This is a genomic window from Brevundimonas sp. (assembly GCF_041648115.1).
Taxonomy (GTDB): Bacteria; Pseudomonadota; Alphaproteobacteria; order Caulobacterales; family Caulobacteraceae; genus Brevundimonas.
Genome location: NZ_JBAZPR010000003.1, coordinates 123,827 through 145,812, shown reverse-complemented (window position 1 = coordinate 145,812; position 21,986 = coordinate 123,827). Strand labels below are relative to the sequence as shown.

The window sequence follows — 21,986 nt, the reverse complement described above, 5'->3', positions numbered from 1 at the left end:
CCTCGCTATTCGGCGGCCAGGGTCTGGAGCCTGCGCTCCGCACCGTCACCGCTTTTGCCGTGGGGTTTCAGGGGGAAGATCATGCACACGCGCGCGCCGCGAAGCGTCAGGGCATCCGCGAGCTTCAGCTCGCCGCCGTGGTCCTCGCAGATGCGTTTGACGATGGCCAGGCCCAGGCCCGTGCCCTTTTCGCGCGTGGTGACATAGGGTTCGGTCAGGCGGTCGCGGTCGCGCGCAGGCAAGCCGACGCCGTCGTCCTCGACCACGAAGGTGGCGACGCCGTCTTCGACCGTCAGTGTAGCGATCACGCCGGCATTGTCCGACGCCGCAGCTTCCCCGGCCGTCAGACGACGTGCCGCAACGGATTCGCCGGCGTTCTTCAGGATGTTGATCAATGCCTGCCCCACCATGCGGCCGTCGGCCTGCAAGGTCGCCTTGGGCAGGGGCTCGGTGATATCGACCACGATATCCGGCGCCGCCACCCGCTGGGCGAACACCGCCTCGCGCAGCATTTCGGCCGGGTCTTCGGGGGCGAAGCGTGGGGCCGGCATCCGCGCGAAGGACGAGAACTCGTCCACCATCCGGCCAATATCCCCGACCTGTCGAATGATGGTGTCGGTGCAGCGATCGAAAATCTCGACGTCTTCGCCGATCCGCGAACGATACTTGCGCTTCAGCCGCTCGGCCGACAGTTGGATCGGCGTCAGCGGGTTCTTGATCTCGTGAGCAATGCGGCGGGCCACGTCGCGCCAAGCCGCATTCCTCTGCGCCGTCACCAGTCGGGTGATGTCGTCGAAGGTCAAAACCATCTCGCCGCCTAGCCCGCCCTCGATGCGGACCCGTAGACGGCGCGTATCCCCGCCGCGACTGACGTCGATGTCTTCCTCGATATGAGCCTCGGCGCGGCGCACCAGATCGCTGAGTTCGGGCGAAAGGGCCGCCAGTTCGTGCCCCAGCACCTCGGCGTCCTCGATATGCAACAGTTGCAGGGCGCTGTCATTGATGGCCGACACCCGCCCGCGCTTGTCCAGACCGATGACCCCGGCGCTGACGCCCGACAGGACGGTCTCGATGAATCGGCTTCGGTCGTGCGCCTCATCGCTGGCTGCCTTCAGCGCCGCCTGCTGGGCCTGAAGATCTCCGGTCATGCGGTTGAAGGCGTCCGACAGTGTGGCGATCTCAGCAGGAGCGCCGTCGCTGTCCACTCGCGCGGTGAAGTCGCCGCCCGCCACCTGACCCGCTGCCCGGACCAGCCTACCGATAGGAGCCGAGATGCTGCTCGCCGCCGACATCCCCAGCCACACCGCCCCGACCAGCACCAGCAGCGCTGTTTCCAGATAACTGAGGACAAAGGCCGACTGGATTCGCGCCCGGCTTTCCTGGGCTTCGCGATAGGCCTGGATCGACTGGATCGACGTATTCATCCGCGCCACCAACCCGTCCTGCAACGGACGCACCAGATAGAGATAGGCGTCGCCGTAAGCTGGCAAAGCGATGATCGACCTGACGGCGTCCGGGTGCTGGGTGACGGTTTGCGGCGGTTGTCCACCGTCGGCGGCGGCGGCCAGTTCGTCATGGGGCGGCGCGAGATATGGTGGCGCGCCCGGTTTTTCGGCACGGGCCAGCACCTCGCCCTTGCTGTCCAGAATATAGATGGAGGGATAGCCGAAGATGTCGCCGACCTGACCCAGGGCGTCGTTAAACTGAATGCGATCGTCGAACAGGCTTCTTGCGCTGCCCAACTGATCCGAAATCGTCACAAGATCGGCGTCCATCGCCGAGGACACGTCCTGAATATAAGCGCGCCCCACGATGGCGCCGTTCTCGACCGAGGCCTGGACGTTCTCGCTGAACCACTGATCCACGCCTCGATTGACCAGCACCCCGAACACCAGGGCGATCAGCACCGACGGAATCAGAGCCACCATCGAAAACAAGGTCACGAACCGCAGGTGCAGGCGCGACCCCGCCTCTTCCTTGCTGCGCGCCAAGGCAATGACACGCCGCCCGACGATGAAGGCCAGACCGAAGATCAGGATCAGATTGCCGATCAGCACGAACAGCGCAATCTGGCTGCTCGATCCGCGCGCGGCGCCTGACGTGGCGCCGGGCGCAACCGCCACCAGCCAGATAGCCGCCGCCGTGATCGCCACCGCCAGGAAATAGGCCAGGCCGAACCCGGTCCGCGCCCGCTCCGTATCGACCCACCCCCAGAACGACTCGTCGTCCGACACGAGGTCGGGCGGAGAGGTCGTCGCTGAAGGCGTATCCGTCATGCCACAGCAGTCTCCAACACCTGTGGCGCATTTTCAACAGCAGACTTGTGGATTTGCGGCAAATCCAGTCGCCAGAGGTCGTTCATTGCCTCCTCCACGGCCTGCGGCTCGTCCAGCCGGCAAATTCTTGCCTTGGCCTCGCGTCGGTGTTGCGGATCGGCCGGCCAAGGCGCCTGTTCGATGTACCAGCCCAGATGCTTGCGGAACATCTTCAGCCCCAGCGGCAGGCCATAGAATTCGACCGACGCCCGCAGGTGCTCGATCACGATGGCCAGACGTTCCTCCGGCCCCGGCTCGTCCAGCGCCACGCCGTCGATCAGCGCCCGCTCCAGATGCGACGCCAGCCACGGACGACCATAGACGCCGCGCCCCAGCATCAGCCCGTCGGCGCCCGATCGCGCCAAGGCCTCGCGCGCCTCGTCGGCCGTGACGATATCGCCGTTGACGATGACGGGAATGCCCACCGCCGCCTTGACCGCGCCGACCCCATCCCAATCCGCTTGGCCGGTATAGAACTGTTTTCGCGTGCGGCCGTGAACCGTCACCGCCTTGACCCCGATCTCCTCAGCCCGCTTGGCCAGTTCGGCGGCGTTGCGACTATCGTCGTCCCAGCCCAGCCGCATCTTGATCGTCACCGGCCGACTGGTCGCCTGAACCGCCGCCTCCATGATCCGGCAGGCCAGATCGGGCGTGCGCATCAGGGCCGACCCGGCGGCCGAGCCCGTGACCTCCTTGGCCGGACAGCCGAAGTTCAGATCGACGATGTCCGCCCCGGCCTTCTCGGCCATGCGGGCGCCCTCACCCATCTGTTCGGGATCGCGCCCGACCAGCTGGATCACCGTCAACGGCAGCCCCGCCCCCACCGCCGCGCGCCGCACCACGTCGGGCCGCGCCCGCGCCAGTTCCTTGGCCGCCACCATCTCGGTCGCGACATAGGCGGCGCCCAGCCGCGAGGCGAGCACGCGGAATGGCAGGTCCGTGATCCCGGTCATCGGCGCCATCAGCACCTGGCCGTGCACCGTCACGTCGCCGATCTGTAAGGTCTTGGCCATAGGCGTCTTTCGCAGCATCCCAGCCCCCTTCGTCAAGCATGACCGCGGCCGATTGATGGTTTCGTCCCGTCGCGGCGCATTCTAGTAAGGCCGCCATGACATTCTCGGGCATCATCGTCGCGGCCGGTTCCGGTTCGCGCGCCGGCGGCGACAAACAGTGGCGGACCCTGGGCGGCAAGCCCGTCCTGCGCTGGTCAGCCGAGGCCCTGCTGAACGCCGGCGCCGACAAACTGATCGTCGTCGTCGCCCCCGACGCCTTGGATCGCGTGGCGGACCTGCTGTCCGACCTGCCACGCTGGCGCGCCGTTGCAGGCGGAGACGTCCGCGCCGATTCGGTTCGCGCCGGTCTGGCGGCCCTGACCTGCGCGCCGGATCAGCCAGTGTTGATTCACGACGCCGCCCGCCCCCTGCTGGACCGCGCCGTCATCGACCGCCTGCTGTCCGCCCTCGAAACCGCCGACGGCGCCCTGCCCGTCCTGCCCGTCGCCGACAGCCTGCGACGCGGCGAGGCCGAGGTGATGACGGATGTGGTCGAACGCGACGCCCTGTGGCGCGCCCAGACGCCCCAGGCCTTCCGCCGTCGCGTGATCGAGGCGGCTTACGCCGCCTGGACCGATGCCGACGCCCCGGCCGACGAAGCCGTGGTCGTCCAGCGCAACGGCGGCCGTGTCGCTCTGGTGCAAGGCGATCCGCGCCTGATGAAACTGACCTATCCCGAGGATTTCGCCATGGCCGAGGCCCTACTGCCCCGTCAAATCCGCATCGGCTCCGGCTACGATGTCCATCGCTGGGGACCGGGCGGTTCGGTCTGGCTGTGTGGCATCGAGGTGCCGCACGATCAGACTCTGATCGGCCATTCCGACGCCGACGCGGGCCTTCACGCCCTGACCGACGCTATCCTGGGCGCCATCGCGGCGGGCGACATCGGCGATCACTTCCCCCCCACCGATCCGAAATGGAGGGGCGCCTCGTCGGATCAGTTCCTGATCCACGCCGCCGAACTGGTTGCAGAGCGTGGCGGGCGCATCGTCAACGTCGATGTCACCCTGATTTGCGAACGTCCCAAGGTGAAGCCGCATCGTCAGGCCATGCGCGACCGCATCGCCGTACTGCTGGGCCTTCCGCTCGACGCCGTCAGCGTCAAGGCCACCACGACCGAAGGCCTGGGCTTCACCGGGCGCGGCGAGGGCCTGGCCGCTCAGGCGGTCGCTACCGTCGAACTGCCGGCGACCTAACGCGCCGCCATCTCCATTTGTCGGACCAGAGATCCGAACAGATTGACGTAATCATCCGTCCACGGACGAACGGTAGTCGGCGACAGCTTGCTCCACCGCCCATCCTCGCTGAAGCCTTCCAGCGAGGCCTGGCTCTTGCCGATCAGCAAGGCCTCGGTCGAGGCCTCGGCCATCTGTCCCAGGCCTGATTGCTCGATATAGACCTGATGCAGATGCGGGACCTTCAGCGCCTGGGCCGCCGCCTCGGCCGGCAGCGTGATCTCCAGGTTCCGGTTCGACAGGTGCAGCACCACCACCCCATCCGGCGCCAATAGCCGCAGATAACCCCGGATGGCTTCCACCGTCAGCAGGTGCGTCGGCACGGCGTCGGACGAGAAGGCGTCGATGACCAGCAGGTCGTAGGATCCCGCCGGCTCGCGATCCATGGTCAGACGCGCATCCCCCATCACCGTCCGCACCGGCCCATCCGCGCACCCGTTGATGAAGCTGAACCATTTGGGATCGCGCGACAGCCGGTCCACCATCGGATCGATCTCGAAGAAGGTCAGTTGATCCTGCGCCCGCTTATAGGCCGCCATGGCCCCGGACCCCTGGCCCACCACCCCGACCCGCGCCCCGTCCAGACGGCGCGCCTGCATCTGCAGCATCGCCTGCCCCAGCGGCGTGGAGGTTGCGTAATAGAGGGTGGGCTGACACATCTTCGACGGCGCCCGCGCCTGCGCCCCATGCAGGGTCGTGCCGTGCATCAGCACATGGACTGGCCCGCCCATCAGCGGATCGTCGATCTTGGCCACCCGCATTACGCCAAAGAAGCTGCGCTCCGACAGCGCCCAGTCATAGCCGCGCGCGAGGTGATATCCAGACCAGACGATCGAGGCCAGAACCACGGTGAACAGCACCGCCCGGTCCCGCACCAGAAAGGCGAATAAAGTCGCGATCCCGAGAACGCCCTGCGCGATCCGTATCAGCTGCACGTTGGGGATCGCCGCGCGCACGTCGGGCGCATAGCGTACCGCCTCCATCGACAGCGGCCCCAGGAAGGCGATGACCACGCCAGCAACGCAGCAGATGATCTCCCACGGCCGGATCTCGCGCCGGCTCCACGGCCGCAGCAGGCCCGCCGCGACCAGCACCAGCGGATACTCCCACACCATGTCGAACACCGCCGGCGCGATCAGGCCGTTGAAGACCCCGCCGACCACCCCGCCCAGCGACAGCAGCAGATAGAATTCCGTCAGCCGGTCGGGCGCCGGCCGCCGCGCCGCCAACCGCTGGTGACACATCAGGGCCGTGAAGAAGAAGGCCGCCAAATTGACCGTGAAGACCAGCAGCCACTCGCCGGTGCGGAACGCGATCAGGGCCGCACACGCCGCCGCCGCCGCCGCGTGCAGCGCCAGCCCGAGGACCGGCGGAATGGCCGGTCGCGTCTGGAAGGCGATCACGAAGGTCAGCAGATACAGTGCAAGCGGTATGACCCACAGAAAGGGCGCCGAGGCCACGTCCGTGGTCAGATGCGCCGTCACGCCCAGCATCAGGCTGGACGGCGCGGCGGCCAGCAGCACCAGCATTCCCTTTTCGCGCCATGCGATAGGCGCGCTGATGGTCAGCGGCGCCGGATCGGCGGTCCCGACCTCACGCCGCCGCCAGACCTGAATGCCCAGCCCCAAGACCATCAGCACGAACAGCCCGTAGCCTATGCTCCAGCCGATCCGCTGGTCCGACAGACTGGCCAGCGGCTCGATCAGCACCGGATAAGCCAGCAGCGCCAGGAAACTGCCCAGGTTGGACGCGGCATAGAGGACATACGGATTCTTTCCGTCGGCATGACCCGCCCGAACCCGCGCATACCAGGCCTGCAACAGCGGCGCAGTCGCCGACAGCACCGCAAACGGCGCCCCGACTGACAGAGCCAATGTCGCCAGCAGCCACAGCGCCGGCCGCGCCGGGTCGGGATCGCCCAACAGGCCGCTGATCTGCAACGGCAGGAACAGGGCCGCCAGGATCAACAGGCCCAGATGCACCCCCACCTGCACCCGCATCGTCGGGATGCGCTGCAGCAGGTGAGCATAGGCGTATCCGGCCAGAAGCGCGGTCTGGAAGAAGACCATCGAGGCGTTCCACACCGACGGCGACCCGCCCAGCGTCGGCAGCACCAGCTTCGTCACCATCGGCTGAACGACGAAGACCAGACAGGCCGAGGTGAAGATGGCGACGGCGAACAGGATCGGCTGGGTGCGATCCCATGTCTTGGCGGAGGGGCGCAGCGGATCGACAGCCTCGGTCATGGCTCTGGTTAGAGCCGGACTCGCAGCCTATGAAAAGACCATGTTTGACCAAGACATCCAGCGCCAGGCGCAACAGATCGTCGCAACCGCGACCGAACGCGGCCTGATGCTGGCCACGGCCGAAAGCTGCACCGGCGGCCTGGTCGCGGCGGCGCTGACAGCCGTTCCCGGTTCGTCGTCGGCGCTGGACCGGGGCTTCGTCACCTACAGCAACGACGCCAAGATGCAGATGCTGGACGTACCGGAGGCGACCCTGGCCGCCCACGGCGCCGTGTCGGAAGCCACCGCCCGGGCCATGGCCCTGGGCGCCGTCGCCCGGTCACGCGCCGCCGTCTCCGTGTCGGTCACAGGCGTCGCCGGTCCTGGCGGTGGATCGGACGAGAAACCGGTCGGCCTGGTGCATTTCGCGGCCTGCGGTCCCACCGGCCTGATCCATCGCGAAGAACGATTCGGCGACATCGGCCGCGACGCCGTCCGCCTGGCCAGCGTCCGCGTCGCCCTGGACATGCTGGCGGACAGGTTGGCGTGAGCGATCCCGTAGTCGTCGACGCAAAGGGCCACCGCTGCCCTGTACCCAGTCTCAGGTTGATGAAGGCGATGACCGGCGCCGCCCCCGGCTCGCGCTTTATCCTGCTCGCCACCGACCCGATGGCACGGATCGATGTACCCTTCCTGATGTCTCAGAAGAACGGACGGGTGATCGCAGTCGAAGAAACGGACGGTCTGCTGCGCCTTATGGTCGAGACCGGCGGCTCGCCGCCCGACGTTCCGACAGATTGACCACGCTGGCTGGCTCCGCCTGAGCTTCAGCCTGCTTCTTGGCCGCCAGCTCCATCTCAGTCGCGAAGGCCCCACCGTAAAAGATGGCGTTGACGTTCCAAGACAGCCAGATCAACAGCACCACCACGGCGCCGACCGACCCATAGGTGGCCCCCAGTGGCGCGATCTGCTCGACATAGATGGCGCACAGCCACGATGACACGACCGACATCAGCGTCGCCACCAGCCCGCCCGCCGTCGCCGGCAGCCAGGCTACCGGGGTCCGGTGGCTCATGGCGTAGCGATACAGCAGCGTCAGCCCGATCACGAGGCCGATGGCGGGCAGAAAGGCGTCCAGCGGCGCCATCCCGCTGCGCATCGGCGATCCCGCCGCCGCCGACGCATGGGCCAGGATCCGCACCGTCACGACCGCGCCGGACACTACGGTGAACAGCGCAAAGGCGAAGATGGCGACGAAGAAGGCCAACAGGTTGAACTTGAAGAAGCCATGCGGCTCGGTCTCGTCATGGATCAGGTTCAGTCCTGCTAACAAGGCCTTGAATCCTCTATGCGCCGCATAGGCGCCGACGAACAACGCAAAAGCGCTCTGTGCCGACACCGTCCGCGCCGAGGCATTGCTCAGCCGCGTGATCTCACCCTGGAAGATGTTCTGCGCGGCCTTGGGCAGCAGGTCCGACAGGGCCGCCGCCTGTGCGCTGACCTCGCTGATCGACAGACCCAGCTTATAGAAGCCGATCAGGATGGCGATGGCCGGAAACACCGCCAGCAGGGCGAAGAACGACACCCCGCCCGTATAGAGCATGACGTCGCGGCCCCAGCTGCGGGTAAAGGCCCGCACGGCCAGTCCGCCCCAGAATCCAGGCGCCTTCAGGACCGATCGTGTCAGCTGTTCACTCAAGCCGGTCCCCACAACCGTTGCAACAAGCGGCGGAACCTAGCGGATTCCGTTGGCCGTGAAAGTCTCATCCGCGTGAGGACGGACTTTCTCGTGGATGCCCTCGTTCCATTCGCCATGACATTGCATCCTTAACGCCCTCGTCGCTATGGTCCGCACGCCTCCGACCGGCTATGGGCGCGGCGACTTACGGAGACGACGGGTTTTGGCTTTCGACGCGCGTGTATTGATCCTGGCGGCTGACGATGGCCGGATCGGGCCGCTCGCTGCGGGTCTGGATGCGTTGGGCTGGCGCACGGTGACGGCGCGCGACGTGGTCTCGGCCGAACTGACGCTTCAGGATTTCCCGCTGGAAGCCGCCGTCATCGATATCGATACGTTCGGCCTGGACGTCGCGATGCGCCTGCGCGCCGCCGCCGAGCCGCGCCGCCTTCCAATCATGGTCATCGGCGCCCGCCCCGATTCGATCAAGGGCGCGGACCTGACCATGTCCACCCCGCCCCATCCGGCCCAGGCCGCCCTGCGGCTGGAGCAACTGGGTCGCGCCGCCATCGCCGAGGAAGAGTTCCATCTGCGGGTGACCACCTTCGCGACGCGCGACGTGAAGCTGGACGCCCGTTCCGACGACGACGGCCCGCTGCGAGTGCTGGCCGCCGGGATAGCGGATCGCCGCTTCCTGGCCCTGTCCAACGCCCTGACCGCTGCCGGCGTCGAGGTCGTCGCAGCTCCCACACCCTACACCGCCTTCGACTATCTGCACGAAAGCCCGTTCGACGCTGCCGTGCTGTGGGGCGCCGAGGATCATGCGCCGGCCCTTTCCATCGCGGCGGGCATGAAGCGCAACACGCGCCTCTATCACATCCCGCTGATGCTCTATCTGCGCGGCAAGAACGAGATCAGCCTGTCGGAGCTGTTCAACCGCGGCTTCGCCGACGTCGCTTCGGCCGATACGCCCGAAGGTGAGACGGCCGAACGCATCCTGGCCTTGGCCGGCGCCCACCGCACCCACCTGGGCATCCGCAAGACGCTGGATTCGGTGCGCAGCCTGGAGCTGATGGACCCCGCGACGGGCCTGTTCACCCCCGAACTGTTCGCCAGCCATCTGGGCCGCGTCGCCGAGGCGTCGCGCGCCCGCAAACGCCCACTGTCCGTCTGCGTGCTGCGCGTTCGCGAAACCGAATCCGTCACCTGGGCGCGCCAGGGCGGCTGGCTGGACCGCGCCATGCCTCAGATCGGGGCCATGGTCTCGCGTCTGGTCCGCGTCGAGGACACGCCCGCCCGCCTGGCCAAGGAAGTCTTTGCCCTGGCCCTGCCCGCGACCCACGCCGAACCGGCGCGCCTGGCCGCCGAACGGATCGCCGCCGTCATCGGCTGCACCGCCTTCGACGCCGGCCCCGACCGCTCGCCCTTCGTCGCCGAATTCGACGTCGGCGCCGCCGAGATGCAGCCGAACGAAAGCGCCGCCGCCCTGCTGGAACGCGCCTCCGCCGACCTGTTCGAAAAGACGCGCTGAGGGCTTAAGCCCCCGCCACCCGCGCCAGGTCGGCCGTGATCCGTTCCGCCACCTTCAGCCGCTCTTCCGCCGTGGGCCAGTCGCCCGTCACGACGATCTTCTGATCCGGCCGGATCTTCCAGAACGCCTGGTTCTTCTGGATCAGCCCCACCAGACCCATCGGGTTGGGGAAGCTGTTGTCGCGCAGCGTCAGCACCGCGCCACGCGGCCCGATGTCGATCTTCTCGATACAGGCGCGGCGGCAGTTGGATTTGATGCCGACGATCTTAAGAAGTTGCTGCGCCTCGTCCGGCAGTGGCCCGAACCGGTCGATCAGTTCGGCGGCCAGGGCTTCGCGGTCCTCGGCCTGTTCGGCGTCGGACAGGCGGCGATACAGGCTGAGACGGACGTTCAGGTCCGGCACGTATTCCTCTGGAATCAGCACGGAAGCGCCGACATTGATCGACGGCGACCAGCCGCGATCCACGGTCAGCCCCTCGCCCTTCTCGCGCAGCTCGGCGACCGCATCCTCCAGCATCTGCTGGTACAGTTCGACGCCCACCTCACGGATATGGCCCGACTGTTCGTCGCCCAGCAGATTGCCTCCGCCACGCTGGTCCAGGTCGTGGCTGGCCAGTTGGAAGCCGGCGCCCAGATTGTCCAGCGACTGCAACACTTGCAGCCGCCGCTCGGCCGAAAGGGTCATCGGCTTGACCGCATCGGTCGTCAGATAGGCGAAGGCCCGCGCCTTGGACCGGCCGACCCGACCCCGGATCTGATACAGCTGCGCCAGGCCGAACATGTCGGCGCGGTGCACGACCAAGGTGTTGGCGGTCGGGATGTCCAGCCCGCTCTCGACGATGGTGGTCGAGACCAGCACATCGTATTCCCCGTCGTAGAAGGCGCTCATCACCTCCTCCAACTGGGTCGGCGCCATCTGGCCGTGGCCGACCACGAACTTAATCTCGGGAACCTGCTCGCGCAGGAACTTCTCGATGGCCGGCAGGTCCTTCAGGCGCGGCGCGACATAATAGGCCTGACCCCCGCGATATTTCTCGCGCAACAAGGCCTCGCGCACCAGCACCGGATCCCACGGCGTCACATAGGTCCGCACCGCCAGGCGATCGACCGGCGGGGTGGCGATGATCGACATCTCGCGAATGCCCGACAGCGCCATCTGCAGGGTGCGCGGGATCGGCGTGGCGGTCAGGGTCAGCAGATGCACGTCGGCGCGCAGCGACTTGAGCTTCTCCTTGTGCTTGACGCCAAAGTGCTGCTCCTCGTCGACGATGACCAGACCCAGGTCGCGGAAGCCGACCTGTTCGGACAGCACCGCATGGGTGCCGACGACGATCTCGACCGAGCCGTCCTTCAGGCCCGCCCGCGTCTCCGCCGCCTCCTTGGCCCCCACCATCCGCGAAAGTTGCCGCACCTTCACCGGCCATCCGGCAAAGCGTTCGGTGAAGGTCTTGTAGTGCTGGCGCGCCAGCAGAGTCGTCGGCGCCACGATGGCCACCTGTTGCCCCGTCATGGCCACCACGAATGCGGCCCGCAGCGCCACCTCGGTTTTGCCGAACCCGACGTCGCCGCAGATCAGGCGATCCATCGGCGTGCCCTTGCCCAGGTCCTCCAGCACGTCCCCGATGGCGTTCAGCTGATCGTCCGTCTCCTCGTAGGGGAAGCGAGCGCAGAATTCGGCGAACAGGCCAGACGGTGGCACGATAGCGTCCGTCTCGCGCAGCGCCCGTTTGGCGGCCAGGGCGATCAGGCCCTCGGCCATGGCGCGCAGGCGCTCCTTGGCCTTTGACTTGCGCGCCTGCCAGCCGGCGCCTCCCAGACGGTCCAGCTGCGCGCCTTCTGAATCCGAGCCGTATCGGGTCAGAAGGTCAATATTTTCAACCGGCAGATAGAGTTTGCTCTCACCGGCATACAACAGCTCCAGGCAGTCGTGCGGCGCCTGCTGTATCTCCAGCGTCTTCAGACCTTCGTAGCGCCCGATGCCGTGATCCAGGTGAACCACCAGATCCCCGGTCGTCAGGGCCGAGGCCTCGGCCAGGAAGTTCGACGCCCGCCGCTTCTTGCGCGGCCGCGCAAGACGGTCGCCCAAAATGTCGGTCTCGGAGATGACCGCGACCTCGTCCGTCGCAAAACCATGCTCGACCGGCAAGACGCCGCGCAGATAGATGTCCTTCGGCGCCGCCTGAACATCGGCCCAGTCGCGCACGGCGACGATGTGATCCAGGCCGTGATCCGCCAGCATGGTCGCCAATCGTTCCGACGAGCCCTCGGTCCACGAGGCGAACAGCACCCGCTTACCGTCGGTCTTCAGCGTCTGGGCATAGGCCGCCACCGCCTCGAACAGATTGACGCTGTCCTGCGCCCGCTCGGCGGCAAAGGTCCGGCCCAGCCGGCCGCCCGCATCCTCGCCTCCGCTGGAAAACGGCGTGAACCGCCGCACGGCGCGGCCCGCCAGCGCCTGGTTCCAGTCGCCGGCGTCCAGATAGAGCGACCGGGGCGCCGAGGCGCGATTTGAACTGGCGGCGCCCTTGGTTTTGGCGGCTTCCACACGTCCGTCATAGGCGTCTGCGATCAGATCCCACCGCTCGGCCCGCGCGCTCTCGGCCTGATTGTCGAGGAAGATCTGCGCCTGGTCCGGCAGATAGTCGAACAGCGAATCCAGGCTCTCGTAGAACAGCGGCAGCCACTGCTCCATGCCCTGACGCCGCGCGCCCTCGCTGATGGTCGCATACAGCGGATCGTCGCCCGGCGCCCCGAACAGGTTCAGATAGCCGGTGCGGAAGCGCGAGATCGCCGCCGCATCCAGCAGGGCTTCGGAAACGGGCGCCAGCGACACCGCCGTCATCTGGCCGGTCGAGCGCTGGGTCTCGGGATCGAAGGTGCGGATCGATTCCAGTTCGGAGCCGAACATGTCCAGTCGCACCGGTTCCTCGAAGCCCGGCGGATAGACATCGACCACCCCGCCGCGCACCGCGAACTCGCCCCGCTCCGACACGGTCGAGGCCCGGACATAGCCGTTGGCGGCGAAATACCGCTCCAGCGCCTGGATATCGAGGTCGCGCCCGACCTTGGTCTCGAACCCCGCCTGTGTCGTCACCGACTTCGGCGGTGTGCGCTGCATGGCCGCGGACACCGTCGTCACCACCAAAACCGGCGCATCGTCGGGCTTGCGCAGCGCAAGCCTTGTCAGCGTCGCCATCCGCTGCGCCGCGATCCCCGCCGTGGGGCTCAGCCGGTCATAGGGCAGACAATCCCAGGCCGGATATTCCAGCACTTCAATATCTTGCGAGAAGAAGCGGAACGCCTGAACGAAGCCGCCCGACCGCTGATAATCTCGCGCCACGAAAACGCCGACCCCGCCGCCGGCCTTGATGCGTTCGGCGACGACCAGGGCGTCCAACCCCTCGGGCGCCCCGCCCAGATCGGCGTCGGTCCGATGTACTACTTTCGCGTCCATCAGCCGATGCCCTTGCCGACTTCGGCCGCCACATGGGCGCGCATGAAGGCGCGAACCTTGGCCATCACCGGGGTCTCGAACTCGGGCGGCGTCGGATCACGTTCGATGATCCAGCCGTAGAGCCACTGATCCTCCTCATCAATCAGCAGTTCGAACTGGTCCAGCTCCGCATCCGTCAGCGTCGGCGCCACCTGATCCGAGAACGGGCCCAGCACCATATCGGCCTCGCGGAAGCCCCGCCGCCAGGCGCGGAACTGGATGCGGCCCAGCCGCTGCTTGCGTTCATGGGTCATTTCGCCGCCACTTTCGTTTTGGGGACGCGCGTCGATTTCGGCCACAAGAATCCTTGCCCGGCAAAGTTGAAGGACGCTCAAGCAGCGAGCCACCGCGTGGCGAGCGTTAGCGTCCTCGAATGGAAGAAGCGCAAATAGCGTTCCTGAGGCCACTTCGCCAGCCGTCATGGTCACGCTATGTTCCCGGCGATGCGTCCGCAGATTCTCTTTCCCCTGTTCGCCGAGGTCTCCACCCTGAAAGGCGTGGGGCCCCGTGTCCTGCCTCTGGTGCAGAAGGTCGCGGGTCCGCTGGTGCGCGACCTTGTCTTCCTCAGCCCCTCCGGCGTCATCGTGCGCCGCGCCACGGAGGCCGCCACCGCCGTCGACGGCGAGGTCGGGATCTTCACGGTGACCATCGACCGGCTGTTCCCGCCCAGCCGCCCCGGCGCCCCGCTCAAGGTCCGGGCCAGCGACCCGACAGGCTTCGTCCATCTGGTCTGGTTCGGCGGCTCGCCCCAGCATATCGACCGTCTGCTGCCGCGCGGCGAGACGCGGCTGGTCTCGGGCAAGGTCGAACGCTTCAACGGCGAGGTCCAGATCGTCCACCCCGACATCGTCACACTGGACAAGGCGGCCGACATCCCCGCCTCCGAACCCGTCTATCCGGCGACGCAGGGCTTGACGTCACGCCAGCTGCGCAAACTGGTCTCGGCCGCCCTGCCCGCCGCCGCCGACCTGCCGGAATGGCAGGACGCCGCCTGGCTGAAGAAGCAGGACTGGCTGTCCTGGCGCGCCGCGCTGGACGCCCTGCACGCCCCCGCGGGCGAGGTCGACCTGTCGCCCGACGCCCCCGCCCGCCAGCGCCTGGCCTATGACGAGTTCCTGGCTCACCAACTGGCCCTGGCACGCCGTCGCCGCGCCCGTGAGATCAAGCCCGCGCCCGTCATCACAGCTGGAGCAGCCTCCGAACACCTGCTCCAGACCCTGCCCTTCACCCTGACCAACGCCCAGGACCAGGCCGTCGCCGAAATCCGTCGCGACCTGGCTTCGGGCCAGCAGATGGGCCGATTGCTGCAAGGCGACGTGGGCTCGGGCAAGACCGCCGTCGCCGCCCTGGCCCTGGCCGACGCGGCCTCCAGCGGTTTTCAGTCCGCCCTGATGGCCCCGACCGAGATCCTGGCCCGTCAGCATTTCGAAAAGCTCGGCCCCCTGCTGGAGGCGGCCGGCGTCACCGCCGTCCTGCTGACCGGCCGCGACACCAACGGCCAGCGCCGCGAGAAACTGGCCGCGCTGGCTTCAGGCCAAGCCCAGGTCGCCATCGGCACCCACGCCCTGTTCCAGGACGCCGTCCGCTTCGACCGCCTGGCCCTCGCCGTCATCGACGAACAGCACCGGTTCGGCGTCAACGAACGCCAGCGGCTTCAGGCCAAGGGCGACCCTCGCATCGGCGCCGTCCACCTGCTGACCATGTCGGCCACCCCCATCCCCCGCACGCTGGAGCTGACCCAGTACGGCGAACTGGAGGTCAGCCGCCTTTTGGAAAAACCGCCCGGCCGCACCCCCGTCACGACCGCAGTGGTTCCCCTGGTCCGCATCGGAGAGGTCGCCGCCCGGCTCAAGACCGCCATCGACGCCGGCGCCCAGGCCTACTGGATCTGCCCGCTGGTGGAGGAGTCCGAAGCCGTCGACCTGGCCGCCGCCGTCGACCGCGCCGATGATCTGCGCCGCCTGCTGGGCGTCGAGATCGGCCTGGCCCACGGCCAGATGCCCGGCGCCGAGCGCGAAACCGTCATGGCCGACTTCGCCGACGGCCGCATTCCCCTGCTGGTCGCCACCACGGTGGTGGAGGTCGGTGTCGATGTGCCCAACGCCTCGATCATGGTCATCGAACACGCCGACCGCTTCGGCCTCGCCCAGTTGCACCAGCTACGCGGCCGCGTCGGCCGGGGCTCGAAGGCCAGTTCCTGCATCCTGCTTTACGGCGGCCAGGACGGCGCCCTCGGTGAAACCGCGAAAGAACGGCTGGAAACCCTGCGCCGCACCGAGGACGGTTTCGAGATCGCCGAGGAAGACTTCCGCCTGCGGGGCGGCGGCGACCCCCTGGGCCTGAAACAGAGCGGCTTCCCCGCCTATCGTTTCGCCGACCCGATCCGCCACAGATCCTTGATGCTGGTCGCCGCCGACGACGCCCGCCTGATCATGAACCGCGACCCCGACCTGACCTCCGAACGCGGCCAGGCGTTGCAGGTGCTGGAGGAGCTGTTCGACTGGAAGGGGCACAAGTCGGGGTCGGACTGAGCGGGCGGCCTCGCCCACTCCCACGCCCGCGCCGTCATCCTGAGCCTTGTGCCTAGGATCAAAACACACGAGCGGCTAGAACGGCCCGGATGTTGCGCCTGTCAGAACTTAAGCTGCCCCTCGACCACCCGCCGGAGGCCTTGCCCGCCGCGATCGCCGCCCGCTTGGGCGTGCCGCCGCAAGATCTTGTGTCCTGGTCGATATGGAAGCGGGCGCACGATGCCCGCAGGAAATCTGCGATTCTGAAAGTCTACATCCTCGACGTCGAGGTGAGGGATGAATCGGCGGTGCTGGCCCGCCTTGCGGACGACGTGCACGTGGCGCCGACGCCAGACGTCGCCTATCGCCCGGTCGCTGTTGCGCCCAAGACCGGGCGCCTTCGGCCGGTCGTAATCGGGGCCGGGCCGTGCGGCTTGTTCGCCGGGCTGATCCTGGCCGAGATGGGCTTCAAGCCGATCATCCTCGACCGCGGCAAGGTGGTCCGTGAGAGAACCAAGGACACCTGGGAGCTGTGGCGCAAGGGAAAGCTGCACCCGGAGTCCAACGTCCAGTATGGCGAGGGCGGTGCGGGCACCTTCTCCGACGGCAAGCTGTACAGCCAGATCAAGGATCCGCGCTTCCTGGCCCGCAAGGTGCTGACCGAGTTCGTCGCGGCCGGCGCGCCGGAGGAAATCCTTACCGACGCCCACCCGCACATTGGCACCTTCCGCCTGGTGACCATGGTCGAGGCCATCCGCGAGAAGATCGAGGCCCTGGGCGGCGAGTACCGGTTCGAGCACCGGGTCACTGACATCGATCTCGACAAGGGCGCCATCCGGGGCGTGCGCCTGCACACCGGCGAGACTCTGGAGGCCGATCACGTGGTCTTCGCCATCGGCCATTCGTCGCGCGACACCTTCCGGACTCTCTACGAGCGCGGCGTCCATATCGAGGCCAAGCCGTTCTCGATCGGCTTCCGCATCGAGCATCCGCAGTCGTGGATCGATCGGGCGATGTTCGGTCCTTGCGCCGGCCACCCCGATCTGGGCGCGGCGGCCTACACGCTTTCGCACCATTGCAGCAACGGTCGCACCGTCTACAGCTTCTGCATGTGCCCGGGCGGCACCGTGGTCGCGGCCACCAGCGAACCCGGCCGCGTCGTGACCAATGGCATGAGCCAATATTCGCGCAACGAGCGGAACGCCAACTCCGGCTTCGTGGTCGGCATCTCGCCCGAAGACTACGGGAGCGACCACCCGCTGGCGGGCATCGAACTGCAACGTGAGCTGGAGACCCGCGCCTACGCGGCCGGCGGCGGGGACTATTTCGCGCCGGGCCAGCTGGTCGGCGACTTCCTGGCGGACCGCGCCTCGACCGCGCTGGGGGAGGTTGTTCCCAGCTACAAACCGGGCGTGCGCCCAACCGACCTCGCGCCGCTGATGCCCGACTATGTGATCGCCGCAATGCGCGAGGCCCTGCCCGTCTTCGGCCGCAAGATCGCCCGTTACGACGACGCCCAGGCGGTTCTGACGGGCGTCGAAACCCGGAGTTCATCCCCGATCCGAATGACCCGCGGCGCCGACTTTCAGAGCCTGAACGTACGCGGCCTGTTCCCTGCCGGCGAAGGCGCCGGCTATGCTGGCGGCATCCTGTCGGCCGCCGTTGACGGCATCAAGGTGGCCGAAGCCGTCGCTCGGTCGATGGTCGCGAAGGTGGCGGCGTAGACAAGAGGTGGCGCATAGGCTGCGCTGTCCGCCCCGCCAAACCTGCCAGCCTCAGCCGATCATGCGGCTCCAGCCGTCGAACCCGACCTCGACGTTGGCGGGAACAATCGCCGACAGTTCGTTGTAATCCATGTCGATATGCAGGTTCGTCAGCACCGCCCGTTCCACATCTGCGGCGGCGATCCACTCCAGCGCCCGGTCCAGATGCGCATGGGTCGGGTGCGGCGCGTAACGCAGGGCGTCCACGATCCAGATCTTGCACCCGGCCACAGCCGCCAGCGCCGCCTCGTCCAGATCGGATACGTCGCTGGAATAGGCCATGTCGCCCAGCCGATACCCGACCGACCGGATCGGCCCATGCGCCTGATCGAAGGTCGTGACCGGGATCGCACCGCCCGCTCCCTCGACCAACCAGGCCGTCCCGTGGGCCGGAATGATCCGCCCGTCCAGCAACGGCGGATAGCCGAACTTGCTCTCGAAGATATAGTCGAACCGATGCGTCAGCGAGCCATGCGTCGCCTCATCCATCCACGCCGAAATTCGCTTCCGCGCCCGCGCGGCGAATGTCCTCAGATCGTCGATCCCATGGGTCTGATCGGCGTGATCGTGGGTATAGAGGACGGCATCCACATGCTTCGTGCCGCTGGCCAGCATCTGTTCACGCAGGTCCGGCGAGGTGTCGATCAGGACGTTGGTCACCCCCTCCGACCCGGTCTTCCTCGCCAGCATCGAACAGCGTGTCCGCCGGTTCCTCGGCTCGGCGGGGTCGCAGACGCCCCAGTCCCCGTCGCCCCGCGGCACCCCGCCCGACGATCCGCTGCCCAGGATGACGACCTCGAAGCTCATGCGGGTCTGGGTATCCGGTCAAAGAGGCCGAAGAAGGCCTCGGTCGTGCGCTGATCAGCCTCTTCCGCGCTCCATCCCCGGATCTCGGCCAGCTTGTCCAGCACGTGGCGGACGTAGGCCGGCTCATTGCGCCGCCCCCGGTGCGGGATGGGCGCCAGATAGGGGCAGTCGGTCTCGACGATGATCCGGTCCGCCGGCATGTCGCGGATCATCGCCCGAACATCTTCGGCCGCCTTGAAGGTGGCGATGCCCGAAACCGAGAACCATGCCCCCATTTCCGCAGCGATCTTAGCCAGTTCCGCCCCGCTGGTGTAGCAGTGCATCAACATCTTGAACGGCCCGGCGTCGTATTCCTCGCGCAGAATCGTCGCCATCACCTCGTCCGCTTCGCGGGTGTGGATCACCAGCGGCAGGCCCGTCTCGCGCGCCGCCGCCACATGCTGGCGGAACACCGCCGCCTGAACCTCGCGCGGGCTGAAGTCATAGTGGAAGTCCAGCCCACACTCGCCGATCCCGACCACCTTTGGCCGTTGCGCCAGCTCGATCAGGGTCGCCGCCGTCAGGCCCGCCGCGTCCTTGGCCTCATGCGGATGGACCCCGACCGTGCACCAGATGTCGTCGTGCGCCATTGCCAGACCATGAATGGCCTCGAAGGTGGTCAGCTTGTCGGAGATCTCGACCATCAGGCCGACCCCGGCCTCGCGCGCCCGGGCGATGACCGCATCACGGTCGTCGTCGAACTGCGGCGCGTGCAGGTTCACATGGCTGTCGATCAGCATCAGCCCATCCGTTCCTGCTGGGCCTGCACCCGCTTCAGGTCCGCCAGCGCCCCGGCCAGCACATCGGCCTTGTCCAGGTTCAGCCCCATCGTCCGTTCCGGCAGCGGCTGCAGCCGTTCCCACAGCTCGGCCCAACGATTTCCGGCGCCCGGCGCGCTCTGCAGCGCCCGCATCCGCACCGCCGCAATCAGCCGGTCCATCAGGGTCTCGAACCGCTCCTGCCCCTCCGCGCCCCGGAACTTGTCGGCGATGGCCAGGGCTTCGGCCCGGTCCACATCGCCCTCGACCCAGCGCCGCGCCAGCTGATCCATCTCGAAGGTCGCGCCCGAGGCCAGGGCCAGAGCCGCGCCCGGCGATCCTCCCGCCATGATCGCCGCATGTTCGGCGTCCTCCGGCTCGGCCCCCGTGCGGTTACGCACCAGGGTCTCCAGCCGATCCGGCGTCCAGATGGGAAAGCTCAGCCGTCGGCACCGGGACCGGATCGTGGCCAACAGCCGCCCCGGCGCATGGGTCACCAGAAACAGCACACCACGCTCGGGCGGCTCTTCAAGAACTTTCAGCAAGGCATTGGCGGCATTGATGTTCAGGTCATCGGCCGCGTCGATGATCGCCACCCGATACTGGGCCTGCGACGGGCTTTTGGAAAAGAACTCCGGCAGTTCGCGCGACTGATCGACCGAGATCGACTTCTTGGTCTTGCCCCCCTCGACCAACCGCTCCAGCACCAGCAGATCAGGGTGCGACTGGGCCGAGATCAGCCGGCTGACCGGATCCTCGCGCCGCGCGCCCAGCGGCCCGCGCGCCGGATCGGCCGCCGCCCCCAATAACCGCCGCGCCGCGCGATAGGCGAAGGTCGCCTTGCCCGTCCCCTCGACCCCGCACAAAAGCCAGGCATGGTGCAGACGGCCCCGCTCCCAGGCGTCCAGAAACGCCGTCTCCGCCGCCGCGTCGGGGATCAGGTCGAACCGGTCGCGGGGATGATCTTCGCTCACAGCAGCCGATCCTGAACCGCCTGCCAGACCCGCGCCTCGACCTCGTCCAGCGATCCCACAGCATCGATCAGCACGCACCGCTGCGGATTGGCCTCGACGATGCGCAGGAAGCCCTCGCGCAGGCGCTGGTGGAACTCCACGCCCTTCGATTCGAACCGCGTCTCGAACAGGCCGCGCCCGAAGGCCCGCTCCAGCCCCACCTCGACCGGCAGGTCGAACACCAGGGTCAAGTCCGGTTGATCGTCCCCGACCACGCCCGCGTCGATCTGTTCGATGACGCTCTGGGCCACGCCGCCGCCCGCGCCCTGATAGGCGCGACTGCTGTCGGCGAACCGGTCGCACACCACCCAGTCGCCGACCGCCAGCGCCGGGCGGATGGTCCGCTCCAGATGGTCCGAGCGCGAGGCGTACATCAGCAGGGTCTCGGTCATGGCCGACCACGGCTCGGCGTCCGTGGCCACCACCAGGTTGCGGATCACCTCCGCCCCCCTGGATCCGCCCGGCTCGCGGGTGCGCACCACATTGCGGTCGCCAAGCACGGGTTGCAGCCGCGCGACCAGCCGCCCGACCTGGGTCGACTTGCCGGCGCCCTCGCCGCCTTCGAAGCTTATGAATTGTCCACGGGTCACGCGCCTTCATGGCGCGCAGGCGCCACCCGGCGCAAGCCCGCGCGCGCGATCAGTTGCCGGATATCAACAGGGCGCCCGCGTAACCCCGCGCCACGACCGACTGGCGCGCCGCTTCGGCCGCATTGGCGCTGTCCCACGGCCCCACCACGACGTTGAACCGTCCGCCGTTCAGGTCGGCCCGCACCCAGCCGCTCAGGCTGTCGGCGATTCGCCGGGCCTCGCCCTGATCCGAGAAACTCCCCGCCTGCACCCAATAGGTCGAGACCTCGGTCATCACAGGCGCAGCCGGCGCGACGGCCGCCTGCACAGGGTTGCTCACGGGCGCACTCACCATCGCCGAGACGCGCGGCGTGGGCGACGACGCCCTCAACAGCGCGCCCCCGCCCTGCTGCGGCGCCCGGCCCAGATAGCGCACCCGAACCCGCCCCACGCCCTGCGACAGCATCCCCAGTTCGCTCGCCGCCTCGCGCGACAGGTCGATGATCCGGCTGTCCACGAACGGCCCCCGGTCGTTGATCCGCACCACCAGCCGCCGCCCGTTCTCCAGGTTCGTCACCTCGACCAGACCGGGCAGAGGCAGGGTCTTGTGCGCCGCCGTCAGGGCATGCATGTCGAACCGCTCGCCGGTCGAGGTCGGCCGCCCGTTGAAGGCGTCGCCGTACCAGGACGCCATCCCGACCTCTTCGTAATCCGGCTGTTCCTTGGGCGTGTACCAGCGCCCGCGCACCTGATACGGCCGCATCGTTCCCGACACGATCGGCGCAGGATTCTTGACCACAGGCGGGCGCTCGGCGCCGCGCGATCCGCCGACATCGACGCCGCCCGCCGTCGAACAGGCCGCCAGCAGCGAGAACAGCCCCAGGATCAGGGCGCCGCGCACCCACTGTCCAAACGTCATCGAAACGCCTTCGCAAAAAATACGAAAACAGGATGACCGAAGACATTTCCGCTTTGGTTAATGACCCGTTCGCCTGCTA

The 21,986-nt window shown here is 67.6% G+C and carries 17 protein-coding genes; 6 read left to right on the top strand and 11 right to left on the bottom strand.

What is annotated here, in order from left to right:
- Nucleotides 1–5: 5 nt before the first annotated feature.
- Together WC597_RS03680 and dusB are read right to left on the bottom strand one after the other, a co-directional pair.
- On the bottom strand, nt 6–2,276 hold the full coding sequence (locus WC597_RS03680) for an ATP-binding protein (RefSeq protein ID WP_372691897.1): 2,271 nt from the start codon (nt 2,274–2,276) through the stop codon (nt 6–8).
- Nucleotides 2,273–3,328 (bottom strand): tRNA dihydrouridine synthase DusB, encoded by a 1,056-nt coding sequence (dusB, locus tag WC597_RS03675; protein WP_372691896.1) that lies wholly within the window; start codon nt 3,326–3,328, stop codon nt 2,273–2,275. The genes WC597_RS03680 and dusB overlap by 4 nt, the downstream gene beginning before the upstream one ends.
- A gap of 95 nt (nt 3,329–3,423) precedes the next feature.
- Here dusB and WC597_RS03670 point away from each other — a divergent pair, with 95 nt between their 5' ends.
- The gene (locus tag WC597_RS03670; protein WP_372691894.1) at nt 3,424–4,563 is read left to right on the top strand and encodes a bifunctional 2-C-methyl-D-erythritol 4-phosphate cytidylyltransferase/2-C-methyl-D-erythritol 2,4-cyclodiphosphate synthase; all 1,140 of its coding nucleotides are present in this window, start codon (nt 3,424–3,426) and stop codon (nt 4,561–4,563) included.
- On the opposite strand, the gene WC597_RS03665 is transcribed toward WC597_RS03670, so the two are convergent.
- Nucleotides 4,560–6,848, bottom strand: coding sequence for a spermidine synthase (locus WC597_RS03665; RefSeq protein ID WP_372691893.1), 2,289 nt, complete (start codon nt 6,846–6,848; stop codon nt 4,560–4,562). The two genes, WC597_RS03670 and WC597_RS03665, sit on opposite strands and share 4 nt — an antisense overlap.
- Before the next feature lie 40 nt (nt 6,849–6,888).
- Here WC597_RS03665 and WC597_RS03660 point away from each other — a divergent pair, with 40 nt between their 5' ends.
- Both WC597_RS03660 and WC597_RS03655 read left to right on the top strand, forming a co-directional pair.
- Complete coding sequence (locus tag WC597_RS03660) at nt 6,889–7,377, top strand: CinA family protein (RefSeq protein ID WP_372691891.1); 489 nt, start codon at nt 6,889–6,891, stop codon at nt 7,375–7,377.
- On the top strand, nt 7,374–7,628 hold the full coding sequence (locus WC597_RS03655; protein WP_372691890.1) for a sulfurtransferase TusA family protein: 255 nt from the start codon (nt 7,374–7,376) through the stop codon (nt 7,626–7,628). The genes WC597_RS03660 and WC597_RS03655 overlap by 4 nt, the downstream gene beginning before the upstream one ends.
- Here the strand turns inward: WC597_RS03655 and WC597_RS03650 are convergent.
- The gene (locus tag WC597_RS03650) at nt 7,582–8,430 is read right to left on the bottom strand and encodes a YihY/virulence factor BrkB family protein (protein WP_372692045.1); all 849 of its coding nucleotides are present in this window, start codon (nt 8,428–8,430) and stop codon (nt 7,582–7,584) included. The genes WC597_RS03655 and WC597_RS03650 overlap by 47 nt on opposite strands.
- A 298-nt stretch (nt 8,431–8,728) precedes the next feature.
- Between WC597_RS03650 and WC597_RS03645 the strand changes: the two genes are divergently transcribed.
- Complete coding sequence (locus tag WC597_RS03645) at nt 8,729–10,036, top strand: diguanylate cyclase domain-containing protein (protein WP_372691889.1); 1,308 nt, start codon at nt 8,729–8,731, stop codon at nt 10,034–10,036.
- Nucleotides 10,037–10,040: 4 nt separating this feature from the next.
- On the opposite strand, the gene mfd is transcribed toward WC597_RS03645, so the two are convergent.
- Together mfd and WC597_RS03635 are read right to left on the bottom strand one after the other, a co-directional pair.
- Nucleotides 10,041–13,490: a transcription-repair coupling factor gene (gene mfd, locus WC597_RS03640; RefSeq protein ID WP_372691888.1), complete on the bottom strand. Its 3,450-nt coding sequence runs from the start codon at nt 13,488–13,490 to the stop codon at nt 10,041–10,043.
- A complete protein-coding gene (locus WC597_RS03635) occupies nt 13,490–13,783 on the bottom strand; it encodes a succinate dehydrogenase assembly factor 2 (protein WP_372691887.1) in 294 nt (97 codons plus the stop codon). The genes mfd and WC597_RS03635 overlap by 1 nt, the downstream gene beginning before the upstream one ends.
- A gap of 189 nt (nt 13,784–13,972) precedes the next feature.
- Here WC597_RS03635 and recG point away from each other — a divergent pair, with 189 nt between their 5' ends.
- Nucleotides 13,973–16,060, top strand: a complete 2,088-nt coding sequence (gene recG, locus WC597_RS03630) for an ATP-dependent DNA helicase RecG (protein WP_372691886.1) — start codon at nt 13,973–13,975, stop codon at nt 16,058–16,060.
- Nucleotides 16,061–16,149: 89 nt separating this feature from the next.
- Nucleotides 16,150–17,763 carry an NAD(P)/FAD-dependent oxidoreductase gene (locus tag WC597_RS03625; protein ID WP_372691885.1) on the top strand — a complete coding sequence of 538 codons (1,614 nt, stop codon included), beginning with the start codon at nt 16,150–16,152 and terminating at the stop codon, nt 17,761–17,763.
- Nucleotides 17,764–17,814: 51 nt separating this feature from the next.
- On the opposite strand, the gene WC597_RS03620 is transcribed toward WC597_RS03625, so the two are convergent.
- From WC597_RS03620 to WC597_RS03600, 5 genes are read right to left on the bottom strand one after another with little or no spacing between them, the layout of a single operon-like run.
- Nucleotides 17,815–18,609: an MBL fold metallo-hydrolase gene (locus WC597_RS03620; RefSeq protein WP_372691884.1), complete on the bottom strand. Its 795-nt coding sequence runs from the start codon at nt 18,607–18,609 to the stop codon at nt 17,815–17,817.
- Nucleotides 18,606–19,388, bottom strand: a complete 783-nt coding sequence (locus WC597_RS03615; RefSeq protein ID WP_372691883.1) for a TatD family hydrolase — start codon at nt 19,386–19,388, stop codon at nt 18,606–18,608. Before WC597_RS03615 ends, WC597_RS03620 begins: the two co-directional genes overlap by 4 nt.
- A complete protein-coding gene (locus WC597_RS03610; RefSeq protein ID WP_372691882.1) occupies nt 19,388–20,380 on the bottom strand; it encodes a DNA polymerase III subunit delta' in 993 nt (330 codons plus the stop codon). The genes WC597_RS03615 and WC597_RS03610 overlap by 1 nt, the downstream gene beginning before the upstream one ends.
- A complete protein-coding gene (gene tmk, locus WC597_RS03605; protein WP_372691881.1) occupies nt 20,377–21,009 on the bottom strand; it encodes a dTMP kinase in 633 nt (210 codons plus the stop codon). Before tmk ends, WC597_RS03610 begins: the two co-directional genes overlap by 4 nt.
- Before the next feature lie 49 nt (nt 21,010–21,058).
- The gene (locus WC597_RS03600) at nt 21,059–21,907 is read right to left on the bottom strand and encodes a septal ring lytic transglycosylase RlpA family protein (RefSeq protein ID WP_372691880.1); all 849 of its coding nucleotides are present in this window, start codon (nt 21,905–21,907) and stop codon (nt 21,059–21,061) included.
- Nucleotides 21,908–21,986 lie beyond the last annotated feature (79 nt).